This is a genomic window from Streptomyces spongiicola (genome assembly GCF_003122365.1).
GTDB classification, from domain to species: Bacteria; Actinomycetota; Actinomycetes; order Streptomycetales; family Streptomycetaceae; genus Streptomyces; species Streptomyces spongiicola.
On the sequence record NZ_CP029254.1, the window covers coordinates 1,874,042 to 1,886,099 of the forward strand.

The 12,058-nt window shown below is 72.8% G+C and carries 8 protein-coding genes; 2 read left to right on the forward strand and 6 right to left on the reverse strand.

Translation table 11 applies throughout. The features are described from left to right. Window positions 1-59: 59 nt before the first annotated feature. Window positions 60-1,427 carry an FAD-binding oxidoreductase gene (locus DDQ41_RS08155; RefSeq protein WP_109293883.1) on the reverse strand — a complete coding sequence of 456 codons (1,368 nt, stop codon included), beginning with the start codon at window positions 1,425-1,427 and terminating at the stop codon, window positions 60-62. A gap of 108 nt (window positions 1,428-1,535) precedes the next feature. On the opposite strand from DDQ41_RS08155, the gene DDQ41_RS08160 reads away from it, so the two are divergent. After that, on the forward strand, window positions 1,536-3,293 hold the full coding sequence (locus DDQ41_RS08160) for a tetratricopeptide repeat protein (protein WP_262508391.1): 1,758 nt from the start codon (window positions 1,536-1,538) through the stop codon (window positions 3,291-3,293). Window positions 3,294-3,484: 191 nt separating this feature from the next. Here the strand turns inward: DDQ41_RS08160 and hppD are convergent, their stop codons facing one another. Further along, complete coding sequence (hppD, locus tag DDQ41_RS08165) at window positions 3,485-4,630, reverse strand: 4-hydroxyphenylpyruvate dioxygenase (RefSeq protein ID WP_109293885.1); 1,146 nt, start codon at window positions 4,628-4,630, stop codon at window positions 3,485-3,487. A 122-nt stretch (window positions 4,631-4,752) separates the two neighbouring features. Between hppD and DDQ41_RS08170 the strand changes: the two genes are divergently transcribed. Further along, window positions 4,753-5,226 (forward strand): Lrp/AsnC family transcriptional regulator, encoded by a 474-nt coding sequence (locus tag DDQ41_RS08170; protein WP_109293886.1) that lies wholly within the window; start codon window positions 4,753-4,755, stop codon window positions 5,224-5,226. A gap of 231 nt (window positions 5,227-5,457) precedes the next feature. Here the strand turns inward: DDQ41_RS08170 and DDQ41_RS08175 are convergent, their stop codons facing one another. From DDQ41_RS08175 to DDQ41_RS08190, 4 genes are all read right to left on the reverse strand, one after another. After that, the gene (locus DDQ41_RS08175; protein ID WP_109293887.1) at window positions 5,458-6,255 is read right to left on the reverse strand and encodes a S16 family serine protease; all 798 of its coding nucleotides are present in this window, start codon (window positions 6,253-6,255) and stop codon (window positions 5,458-5,460) included. Between the two features lie 316 nt (window positions 6,256-6,571). Then, window positions 6,572-7,213, reverse strand: coding sequence for an IclR family transcriptional regulator (locus DDQ41_RS08180; protein WP_109293888.1), 642 nt, complete (start codon window positions 7,211-7,213; stop codon window positions 6,572-6,574). An 803-nt stretch (window positions 7,214-8,016) separates the two neighbouring features. After that, a complete protein-coding gene (locus tag DDQ41_RS08185) occupies window positions 8,017-9,801 on the reverse strand; it encodes a DEAD/DEAH box helicase (protein WP_109293889.1) in 1,785 nt (594 codons plus the stop codon). 434 nt (window positions 9,802-10,235) lie between these two features. Beyond that, window positions 10,236-11,786, reverse strand: a complete 1,551-nt coding sequence (locus DDQ41_RS08190; protein WP_109293890.1) for an MFS transporter — start codon at window positions 11,784-11,786, stop codon at window positions 10,236-10,238. Window positions 11,787-12,058 lie beyond the last annotated feature (272 nt).

Here is a 12,058-nt window from a genome sequence, read left to right on the forward strand (position 1 = left end):
TCGGGAAAGCGGCTCCGTCCGCCCACAGACGCAGGAGGGACTCTCGCCACCCGCCCTAGCTAGAACAGCTTGCCGGGGTTGAGGATGCCGAGCGGGTCGAAGGCCTTCTTGACCGCTTGCTGCAACTCCATTCCCACGGGCCCGAGTTCGCGGGCGAGCCACTCCTTCTTCAGGACGCCCACCCCGTGTTCACCGGTGATGGTGCCACCGAGCTCCAGTCCGAGGGCCATGATCTCGTCGAACGACTCCCGGGCACGTGCCGATTCGCCGGGGTCTCGGTGGTCGAAGCAGACGACCGGGTGGGTGTTGCCGTCCCCGGCGTGCGCGCAGACGCCGATGGTGAGGTCGTACTTCTCCGCGATGGCCGCGGTGCCGTCGATCATCTCGGCGAGCCGGGAACGCGGTACGCAGACGTCGTCGATCATCGTCGCGGTCCTGACGGCCTCCAGGGCCGTCAGCGACAGCCTGCGGGCCTGGAGCAGCAGCTCGGACTCGGCCTCGTCCTCGGCGGGGACGACCTGGGTGGCGCCCGCCGCTGCGCACAGTTCCCCGGCGGCGGCGAGGTCCGGCCCGGGGTCGGCGGTGTCGAACGCGGCGAGGAGCAGGGCCTCGGTCGTGTCCGGGAGGCCCATCTGCGCCATCGCGTTGACGGCCCGGATGGTCGTACGGTCCATGATCTCCAGCAGCGATGGGGTGTGACCGCGCTCCATGATCGCGCAGACGGCCTCGCACGCGGCGGCGGCCGACGGGAACTCGGCGGCGAGGACGAGCTGCCGGGGCGGCTTCGGCCGCAGCGCGAGGACGGCTTTGACGACGATGCCCAGGCTTCCCTCCGAGCCGACGAAGAGCCGGGTGAGGTCGTAGCCGGCGACGCCCTTGGCGGTGCGGCGGCCGGTGCTGAGAAGCCGGCCGTCGGCCAGGACGGCCTCGAGGCCGAGGACGTACTCGGCGGTCACGCCGTACTTGACACAGCACAGCCCGCCGGAAGCGGTGCCGATGTTGCCGCCGATGGTGCACGTCTCCCAGCTGGACGGGTCCGGCGGGTAGTACAGCCCGTGCTCGCCGACGGCGCGTGACAGCACCGCGTTGACGACACCGGGCTCCACGACGGCGATCCGGTCGACCGGGCTGATCTCCAGGATGCGGTCCATCCTGACGAGGGACAGGACGATGCAGCCGTCGGAGGCGTTGGCGCCGCCGGACAGACCCGTGCGAGCCCCCTGCGGTACGACGGGGACGCGCAGTTCGGTCGCGGTGCGCATCACGTGCTGGACCTGCTCGACGGTGCGCGGCAGGACCACGACGGCCGGGGTGCCCGCGTCGCAGAAGCTCGCCATGTCGTTGCTGTACGAGGCCGTGACGTCGGGGTCGGTGATCAGGGCTTCGGGCGGAAGGTTCTCTCGGAGCCGGGAGAGGAGAGCGTCCATGATCCCAGACTGGCACCGGGGGCCATCGGTGTGAACCCACCGGCGACCCGCGTCGCTCCGCCGGGTGGGCACTTCGTGCGCGACCGGAGGTGTCGCACAGTGATCGCCATGAGGAAGCGATGCGCGCCACTGACCAGGAACGCCGTGATCGCCTCGCTGGTCGCCGGAGCGGTCGCCACCGGGATCGTGGTCGCCGGCACGGGCCGGGACGACCGGCCGCCGCCGCCCGCGCCGGGGCCGGCGGCCCGGACCGTGCTCGCGGAGGGCCCCGGGGCGGCCCTGTCGGCGGGGGAACTGTCCGCGCTGATCGCAGCCCAGGAGCACCGGCTCGCGGGAACGGCCGGCGACCATCTGTCGTGGGCGGTGCTGGGCTCGGCCTATCTGGCGCAGGGGGCGCTGCTCGGCGACCGTACGGACCTCCGCCGGGCGGAGAAGGCGCTGCGGCGCTCGCTGGAGGCACTGCCCGGCGAGAAGGGCAACGCGGACGCACAGGTGGGAATGGCCGCGCTGGCGAACGCCCGGCGGGACTTCGCCTCGGCGAAGCGCTGGGCCGAGAGCGTCCGGGCGCGGTCGCCGGAACAGTGGACGGCGTATCCGGCGCTGATCGACGCGTACAGCGGACTCGGCTCGTACGCGGCGGCCGCGAAGGCCCTGCACACGCTGGAGGAGCTTCGGCCCCGCACCGTGCAGACCCTCTTGCGGGGCTCCCAGGTCCACCGCGACAACGGCCGGTACGAGGACGCCGAGGCGCTGGCGGACGAGGCGGTGTCGCGCTCGGGTGGCAGGGCGGAACGTGCCTCCGCGCTGCACCGGCTCGGCGAGCTGGCCTGGGAGCGGGGCGAGCCGCAGCAGGCGGCGGCGTACTTCGACACGGCGCTGCGACTGGAGCCGGGCCACCATCCCTCTCTGGCGGGGCGGGGCCGGGCCTCGGCGGCGCTCGGGCGCACGGACGACGCGCTGCGGGACTACCGGGCGGCCGTCGAACGGGCCCCGATGCCCGAGTACGCGCTGCGGGCCGGCGAGCTGTACGAGTCGCTGGGGATGCCGGACGAGGCCCGGGCACACCACGAGAAGGTGCGCAGGCTTGCCGCGAAGGCCCGGAAGTACGGGGTGAGCGAGGAGCTGACGCTCGCGCGGTACGAGGCGGACCACGGGCAGGCGGACTCCGCGGTGCGGCGCCTGGCCCAGGAGTGGAAGCGGGGGCATCGCAGCGCGCATGTCTCGGACGCTCTGGGGTGGGCGCTGCACCGGGCGGGGAGGACGCAGGAGGGGCTGAAGTACCTGAAGCGGGCGACGACTCCCGGACTCCGCAGCGCGCTGTCCCTCTACCACCGGGGTGAGATCGAGCGCTCACTCGGCCGGGACGGCCCTGCCCGCCGGCATCTGCGGGAGGCGCTGCGCCTCAACCCGCACTTCTCGCCGCTCCTGGTGCCTCAGGCGAAACGGGCGGTCTCGGCGCTGGGCAACCCCCCGCCGGGTGGTCCCGCCGACGTCGAGGGCGAGCCGTGGACGACGGGCGGGGAACTGCCGCCGGAGGACGGCGACACTGCGGAGGGCGGCGAACGGGCCGGGGACGGCGGACGGGCCGGGGACGGCGGACGGGCCGGGGACGGCGAGGAGCGGTCGCCCCACGGCAGGGACGAGGACGCCTCGCGCGGGCCGCGCGACTCCGGCTCGTCCCGGCCCCGCGAACGCGACGCCCGGGAAACCGGGGGAAGCGAGGAGACCGGGGAGACCGGGGAGACTCGGAAGACCGGGGAAAGCGGGGAAAGCGGGGAAAGCGGGGAAAGCGGGGAGACCCGGGGAGCGGGGGACGTCCAGCCGTCGGCCACCACCGCGCGCGGGCCGTCTCCGGCTGGGGGATGACCGGCGGACGGCTGGTGAGTGGCCGGCGGACGGCTGGTGAGTGGCCGGCGGACGGCTGTGAGTGACCGGTGAGTGAGACCGAAGACCGAAGACGGCGGATCGCGGATCGCGGTGCCACGACGCCACGCGGCCCCACGGGTCAGGCTCCGTGGGGCCGCGGGGCCGGAGGCGGGCTCCGTACGGGCTGGTGGCTAGAGGTTTCCGCGCTTCTCCTGCTCGCGCTCGATCGCCTGGAAGAGCGCCTTGAAGTTGCCCTTGCCGAAGCCCATCGAGCCGTGCCTTTCGATGAGTTCGAAGAAGACCGTCGGCCGGTCCTGCACGGGCTTGGTGAAGATCTGCAGCAGATAGCCGTCCTCGTCGCGGTCCGCGAGGATCTTCAGCTCGCGCAGGGTGTCGATCGGGACCCGGGTGTCGCCGACCCACTCTCCGAGCGTGTCGTAGTAGGAGTCGGGCGTGTCCAGGAACCTCACCCCGGCCGCCCGCATCATGCGCACGGTGGCGACGATGTCGTTGGTGGCCAAAGCGATGTGCTGGACGCCCGCCCCGCCGTAGAACTCGAGGTACTCGTCGATCTGCGACTTCTTCTTCGCGACCGCAGGTTCGTTGATCGGGAACTTCACCTTCAGGGTGCCGTCCGCGACGACCTTGGACATCAGCGCCGAGTACTCGGTCGCGATGTCGTCGCCGACGAACTCCTTCATGTTGGTGAAACCCATGACCTTGTTGTAGAAGGCCACCCACTCGTTCATTCTGCCGAGTTCGACGTTGCCCACGCAGTGGTCGATGGCCTGGAAGGTCCGCCTGGCGGGGGGCTCGACAATGGGGTCGGCGGCCGAGAAGCCCGGCAGGTAGGGGCCGTTGTAGGCGGATCGGTCGACGAGGGTGTGGCGGGTCGTGCCGTATGTGCCGACGGCGGCGAGGACGACCGTGCCGTGCTCGTCCCTGAGTTCGTACGGCTCCTGGACGCCGCGCGCGCCGTGCTCGGTGGCGTACGCGTAGGCGGCGCGGGCGTCCGGCACCTCGATGGCCAGGTCGACGACACCGTCACCGTGCTCGGCGACGTGCTCGGCGAGGAACCGGCCCCAGTCGGTGGACGCCTTGATGACGGAGGTGAACACGAACCGCGCGGAGCCGTTGGTCAGCACGTAGGAAGCGGTCTCCCGGCTACCGGTCTCCGGCCCCGCGTAGGCGACGAGCTTCATCCCGAAGGCCGTGGAGTAGTAGTACGCGGCCTGCTTTGCGTTGCCGACGGCGAAGACGACCGCGTCCATTCCCTTCACCGGGAAGGGGTCGGCCTGCCTGCCGGTGTCAGGGGTGTGATCCAGGGTCTCAGTCATGACGGCAGACTCCCGCCGATCCACAAGATGCGCAATAGTTGCTGTATTCACTGGGCAATATGCCGAGCCGGTGTCCGATTTACTCGGGCTACCTGTACAGGATGACTACATAAGGGGCTGATGTGGCGATCGATCATCTGGACGGCAGGCTGATCGTGCTGCTCGCACGGGAGCCGAGGATCGGTGTCCTGGAGGCGTCCCGCCGGCTGGGGGTGGCACGCGGCACCGTGCAGGCGCGGCTGGACAGGCTCCAGTCGAACGGGGTCATCCGCGGTTTCGGGCCCGAGGTCGACCCGTCCGCGCTGGGCTACCCGGTGACCGCGTTCGCGACGCTGGAGATCAAGCAGGGGCAGGGGGCCGACGTACGTGCCCACCTCGCCACCGTTCCCGAGGTGCTGGAACTGCACACGACGACGGGTCACGGCGACATGCTGTGCCGGCTGGTCGCGCGGTCCAACGCGGACCTCCAGCGGGTGATCGACCGGGTCGTGGGGTTCGACGGCATCGTGCGGGCGTCCACCGCGATCGTGATGGAGAACCCGGTCCCGCTGCGGATCATCCCGCTGGTGGAGCAGGCCGCGGAGGACGCCCGCTGAACCAGCCGACCCTACGGCCCCGACCGCCCCGACGGCCCCGGCTTCCCTCGCCGGCATCGGACGTACGGCGCCCCCGTGACGGTCCCCGTCCGCAGATCCCGGCACGGCCACCCAGGTCGCCAAGGCCCGGGGCCACCACGGACCGAGACGCACCACAACACCACGCCCCCCGGAACACACCACGCCCCCGGGAACACAGCAAGGCCCCGGGAACACACCACGCCCCGCCGGTCAGCACTTCGGGACGCTGCCGCCCCTCTCCAGCGCCCTGAGCGACGACACCGCGTCCGTCAGCTCGGTGACCGGGATCAGCGTCATGCCCTCGGGCAGCTGCTCCTCGGCCACGGCGCACTCGGCCTTGGGCACGAGGAACACGGTCGCGCCGTCGCGCGCCGCCGCCTGGGTCTTCAGCGCGACCCCGCCGACCGCGCCGACCTTGCCGTCGGCGTCGATGGTTCCCGTACCCGCGATGTTCCGGCCGCCGGTGAGATCGCCGCCCGCGCCGTCGCCCGCCAGCTTGTCCACGATGCCGAGGGAGAAGAGGAGCCCGGCGCTCGGACCGCCGACATCGGCGAGATGCAGGGTGACCTTCACCTTCGCGGGATCCTCCTTGAGATACCCCAGGGCAGCGTCTACCGCGCTGTTCTGGGACTTCAGCATCTCGGCGGTGTTGTGCTCCTCGATCTCCTCGTCCGACCGCCCGGAGGGGTAGACGGCGTCGCGCGGCAGCACGGCGCGGTCCCTGCGCACCCACGCGTCCGCCACGTCGCCGAGATCGACCTCGGTCGAGGGACCGGTCGCCACGATGGTCGTCATCCGCAACTGCCCCTGGGTCTGCCGTACGGGTGCTCCGGAGACGGTGATCACCGGCTTGCCCCGGTCGGTCCCCAGCACGTTCGTGGTCTGCCCGGGCTGGGCCACGGTGAACGGCAGGGGCGCGAGCGCGGCGACCGCGAGCAGCGATGCGACCGGGAGGGCGCAGACGGCGAGAACCCGGGGGCGGGAGAGACTCGAGAGGCGAGAGAACACCCTGTCAATGTATCGGTCCGCCCGATGCGGCCGGATCGGGCCCGGACCCGGCCCGACCCTGCGGGGACCGGCCCGGGACCGGCCGGGGACCCTGAGGGGACCGGGTGGGGACCGGCCCGGGACCGGGTGGGCAGCGGCCCGAAACGGGCCCGCGGCCGCGGCCGGGTGGGGACCGGGCGGCGACCGGGTGGCGGCCTTCCGCGGCAGGGGACGAAGGCGACCAGGCGGTGGGCGAACGGGCGGCGGCCTACCGGGCGGCGCATCGGCGTGCGGAGGCCGACTGACCCGGCAGCTCCCTCCCCGGCCGGCCGCCCGCTCAGCGCAGTGCGTCCGCGACCTCGCGTGCCGCGTCCACCACCCTGGGGCCCACCCGCTCCGGGACGGAGTCCGCCAGCATGACGACGCCGACACTGCCCTCTATGCCGCTCACCCCGACGAGTGCTGCGGCGGCCCCGCTGGCACCCGCCTCCAGTTCACCATGAGTGAGGATGTACGAGGGCTCGGCAAGACCCCCCTGCCGTGCGGCGAGGATCGCCTTCCCCGCGGCTCCGCGGTCCAGCGGGTGGCGGAAGCCGGCCCGGTACGCCACGTGGTAGTCCGTCCAGGTCGGTTCGACGACCGCCACCGCGAGCGCCTCCGTCCCGTCGACCAGTGTGAGATGGGCGGTCGCGCCGATGTCCTCGGCGAGGGAGCGCAGCGCCGGCAGCGCCGCCTCCCGCACCAGCGGGTGCACCTGACGGCCGAGGCGGAGCACGCCGAGCCCCACCCGGGCTCGGCCTCCCAAGTCGCGTCGCACCAGGGCGTGTTGCTCGAGTGTGGCGAGCAGTCGGTAGACGACCGTCCTGTTGACACCGAGCCGGTTGGACAGCTCGGTCACGGTCAGCCCGTGGTCGGTGTCGGCGAGCAGTTTGAGGACGCGCAGTCCTCTGTCGAGCGTCTGGGAGGTCTCCGCGGTCACGACGCCCTCTCCTTCGAGGTGAGTGCGGCGACGCTCTCGCGGCCAGCGGCACCGGTCCCATCGGCGACGCACGGAGAGGCCGCCGGCAGGCCATGCACACCGGCTGCGCTCCGCGGCGGCGCTGCCACGGGGCGTTTCATTTCCGGGGACAGTAGCGAAGCCGGTTCGCTCAGCGGAAGACCTCGTCCAGAATCCGGGCACCGAACGACCCTGCCGTCCGCTATCGGCACGCAAGTCGGGACGACCAGCGACTTCACGCGACACATCACTCTTCAGCCTCCGCCGAAGTGGGACACCGAACCACGCCTCGACACCACGCCGCGACGCGGCCCGGACGCACGGCCCGAAGGGTGGGCGGGTGCCGGGTAGCGGTACAGGCCCGGGGGAACAACCGAAACGGGGCGCACGGGACCCAGGGCGCGGGACGGGACCCAGAGTGCGGGACCCGAGGCGGGAAGCCGCACCGCGTGGAGAAGGCAGCGCCCGCGGAACGCACCGCCCGGGGAGCACCGAACCCGGGGCCGAACCGGCCCGGCCCGGTCCGAACCGGCAGGCGCGGGGGCCGAACCGCCCGGGTCATACAGGCCCGGGCACACGCAGCGCCCGCACCGGCCGGGCGGCCGAACCGGCCCGGCCCGAACCGGCAGGCGCGGGGCGGGGTTACGGGATCAGCGGAACAGGGTCAGGTGTTGCGCGGAACCGGCGCGCGGTGGCCGGTGCGCGCCGGTCCGGCGGTGGGCCGGCGCACACGAGCGCGTGGCCCGGGAGCCGCCGTACGCACCCGGCCCCGTCACCGGGTGCGCTCACCGCATCCGGGTGGCCCACTCCTGCACCTTCTTGATCCGTTCCCGGATCTGGCCCGCCGTCGCCTCCGCGCTCGGCGGCCCTCCGCACACCCTCCGCAGCTCGGTGTGGATCACCCCGTGCGGTTTGCCGCTCTGGTGGACGTACGCGCCCACCAGCGTGTTCAGCTGCTTCCTCAGCTCCAGCAGCTCCTTGTGGGAGACCACCGGACGGCGCTCCGCGGGCAGTTCCAGCAGGTCCGCATCCGCGTCCGGCTTCCGGCGGCTGTGCGCGATCTGCCGCGCCTGCCGCTTCTGCAGCAGCAGTTGCACCTGGTCCGGCTCCAGCAGGCCCGGGATCCCGAGGTAGTCCTGCTCCTCCTCGCTGCCCGGGTGGGCCTGCATGCCGAACTCGGCGCCGTTGTACATCACCCGGTCGAAGACGGCGTCGGACTCCAGCGCCTCGAAGGGGAGCATGTCCTGCTCGCCGGTGTCCTCGTCCTGCTGCTTGTTGGCCTCGTCCATCTCCTTCTCGGACTCGGCGTAGGGGTCCTCCTCCCCTTCCTTCCTCGGGCGGTCGAGCGCGTGGTCCCGCTCGACCTCCATCTCGTTCGCGAAGCCCAGCAGCATCGGGATCGTCGGCAGGAAGACGGACGCCGTCTCGCCGCGCCGCCGGGAGCGCACGAAACGGCCGACGGCCTGCGCGAAGAACAGGGGCGTGGAGATGGTCGTGGCGTACACGCCGACCGCGAGCCGGGGGACGTCGACGCCCTCGGACACCATCCGGACGGCGACCATCCAGCGGTCCTGGCTCCCGCTGAACTCGTCGATGCGCTTCGAGGCGCCCGCGTCGTCGGACAGCACGACGGTCGCCTTGGTACCGGTGATCTCCCGGATGAGCTTGGCGTAGGCGCGCGCCGAGTCCTGGTCGGCGGCGATGACGAGACCGCCCGCGTCCGGGATGGCCTTCCTTACCTCGCCCAGCCGCTGGTCGGCGGCGCGGAGCACGTTCGGCATCCAGTCGCCGCGCGGATCGAGCGCGGTGCGCCACGCCTGCGAGACGGCGTCCTTGGTCATCGGCTCGCCGAGCCTGGCGGCGACCTCGTCGCCCGCCTTGGTGCGCCAGCGCATGTTGCCGCTGTAGGACAGGAAGATCACGGGACGGACGACGCCGTCGGCGAGGGCGTTGCCGTAGCCGTAGGTGTAGTCGGCGGACGACCGGCGGATGCCGTCGTCGCCCTCCTCGTAGGTGACGAAGGGGATGGGGTTGGTGTCGGAGCGGAAGGGCGTACCGGTCAGGGCGAGTCTGCGGGTGGCGGGTTCGAAAGCCTCCAGGCACGCCTCGCCCCACGACTTGGAGTCGCCGGCGTGGTGGATCTCGTCGAGGATCACGAGGGTCTTGCGCTGCTCGCTGCGGTTGCGGTGGAGCATCGGGCGTACGCCGACACCGGCGTAGGTGACGGCGACCCCGTCGTACTCCTTGCTGAGCGGACCGGCGCTGTAGTCCGGGTCCAGTTTGACGCCGATGCGCGCGGCAGCGGCGGCCCACTGCTTCTTCAGGTGCTCGGTCGGCGCCACCACGGTGATCTGCTGCACGACATGGTGGTGCAGCAGCCAGGAGGCGAGGGTCAGCGCGAACGTGGTCTTGCCGGCGCCGGGGGTCGCCACCGCGAGGAAGTCACGCGGTTGTTCCCGGACGTACTTCTCCATGGCGCCCTGCTGCCAGGCACGCAGCTTGTTCGCCGTGCCCCAGGGGGCGCGGCCGGGAAAGGCGGGTGAGAGGTGGTGGGAGGCGGTAGTAGACACGGTCTCCGGTTCGAGGCAGGGCTGCGGCGTTACGTACGACAACCGGGCCACCCTACCGGTGCGGCCGCTGCCCGGGGGGCCGCACCGGGCTGTGCGGGGACGGGGTGAGACCCGCCTCACAGCGGCGGCCCGGGGCACCCGGGCCCGGGCCCGCCGCCCGTGTTCACGGAGTGCGCAGCGCGGCGCCGGTCAGAGCCGGATCGGGTCACTCGGGCCGGGTGGGCGTCCGGCCGCGGGGCAGGGGCCGGACGTCCCGGGACTCCCCGACGTCCGAAAGCGCGGAAGCACGGGAGCACGGGAGCACGGGAGCCCGGAGGCCGGGAGCCCGGGAGCCCGGAGGAGGTACAGGAGCCCCGGAGGAGGTACAGGAGCCCCGGAGGAAATGCGGGAGCCCCGGAGCCCGAAGGAAATGCGGGAGTACGGGAGTACGGGAGTCAGGCCGGGCCTCGCTCGTGCAGCCGGGTGGCGATCCAGGCGCCGAGCAGCGCGACCGCGGCCATGGGCAGGAACACCGCGGCGAAGGCGGCCGTGTGGCCGGCGCCCGCCGCCCCGGCCTGGGCGACCGCGGCGCCGTGGCCGCCCGCCGAGCCCCCGCCCAGGGCGGCGAAGGCTGCGCCGCCCGCGGCCAGGAGGAGGACGTTGGACAGCCCGTCGGAGATCTGGAGGGCGGCGGAGTTGGTGCCGGCCTCCGCCGGGGCCGACAGCTTCAGCAGCAGCACGCTGGTGGAGGAGATGACCAGGCCCATTCCGAAGCAGCCCCAGGCCCAGGCGACCGCGACGACCCATGCCGGTACGGAGGGGATCAGCACGCTGGGCGCCGTCGCGATCGCCGCCGCGACGAGCACCATGCCCGCGACGGTCAGACGCTCCCGGTACGCCTCGAGCCGCGGCCGGGACTGGACGAACGACCCCAGCGCCCAGGTCGCCCCGCCCACCGCGAGCGACAGTCCGGCCAGCGTCGGCGACAGCCCGCGCTGGGTGACCAGCATCAGCGGTACGAAGGACTCCGCAGCGATGAACGACCCGGCGGCCACTCCGCGCAGCAGCACCACCGCCGGCAGCCCGCGCGCCGCCCGGAACGTGCCGCGCGGCATCAGACCGAGCGCGGCGGGCACGAGCAGCGCGGCCCCCGCGGCGGCCGGGGCCAGCGAGAACCACCGCAGGTCCTGGGCTGCGTACTGGAGCACCGCGGCGCCGAGGGAGATGCCCAACGCCAGCCGGATCCTGCGTCGGTCGAGCGCCGGGACGGGGGCCAGGGGATCCACCGGGCCCGAGGCCCGGCGCCGTATCGCGGGCAGCGCCAGCGCGAGCGGGACCACGACGAGGGCGGGGATGCCGATGAACACCCAGCGCCAGCCGAGCTGTTCGGTGACCGTGCCGGCCGCGAGCGGTCCGACGACGGAGGGGACCACCCAGCTCGCGGCGAACGCCGCCATGATCGTCGGCCTCAGGTGCTCCGGGTAGGCCCGGCTGACGACGACGTACAGCGCGACGATCACCAGTCCGCCGCCCAGCCCCTGGACGGCCCGGCCGGCGATGAACAACCACATCGTGGCGGCCGTCCCGGACAGCAGCAGCCCCAGCCCGAAGGCGGTGATCCCGGCGCCCAGCGGCCCGAGCGGGCCGCTGCGGTCGGCCCACTGCCCGGAGAGCACCATCGCGAACAGGCTTGTCGTGAAGTACGCGGAGAAGGCGAACGCGTACAGCGGCACCCCGTCCAGCTCCCGCGCCGCCACCGGCATGGCGGTACCGACGGCGGTCGCCTCGAAGGCGATCAGCAGGACGACGGAGACGATGCCGACGCTGAGGGCGCGCAGGCTGCGCCCGAGCACGCCGCCGGTGAGGGTGGCGGTGGCGGGCGTGCCGGTCGCGGCCCCGGGCGTGCCGGTGGCGGTGGCGGTCTTGACGACGCCGGGAACGCCGGCGGCCTGCTCGGCCGGCGGCTCACCGGCACGGGCCGCGTCAGGTGGTTCGAGGGCTGTCACGCGCTCCAGAGTAAGGGCCGTGGTCTGGGATGGCCCCTGTCGTGGGGTGGGGGTTCGGCTCGGCCGTCGGTCCTAGGCCGGGTCGGGGCGGTTCTTCGCCGGTCCGCTCTCCAGCGGCTCGGCGAAGAGGTCCGCGAAGGGCGTGAACGTGAGTTGGTCACTTACCACAGGAATCGGCACGGTGGGCGGGGCCTACCGGCGGCGATACAGCGGATCGTGGCCGAGCGTCAAGGCCTGGCCGCCTCTGTGGACGGAGTGACCGGCCGGAGCGT

Bases quoted from the DNA above. Each gene is read 5' to 3' on its own strand.
- DDQ41_RS08155 (WP_109293883.1), bottom strand. From the start codon at position 1,427: ATGGACGCTCTCCTCTCCCGGCTCCGAGAGAACCTTCCGCCCGAAGCC.
- DDQ41_RS08160 (WP_262508391.1), top strand. From the start codon at position 1,536: ATGAGGAAGCGATGCGCGCCACTGACCAGGAACGCCGTGATCGCCTCG.
- hppD (WP_109293885.1), bottom strand. From the start codon at position 4,630: ATGACTGAGACCCTGGATCACACCCCTGACACCGGCAGGCAGGCCGAC.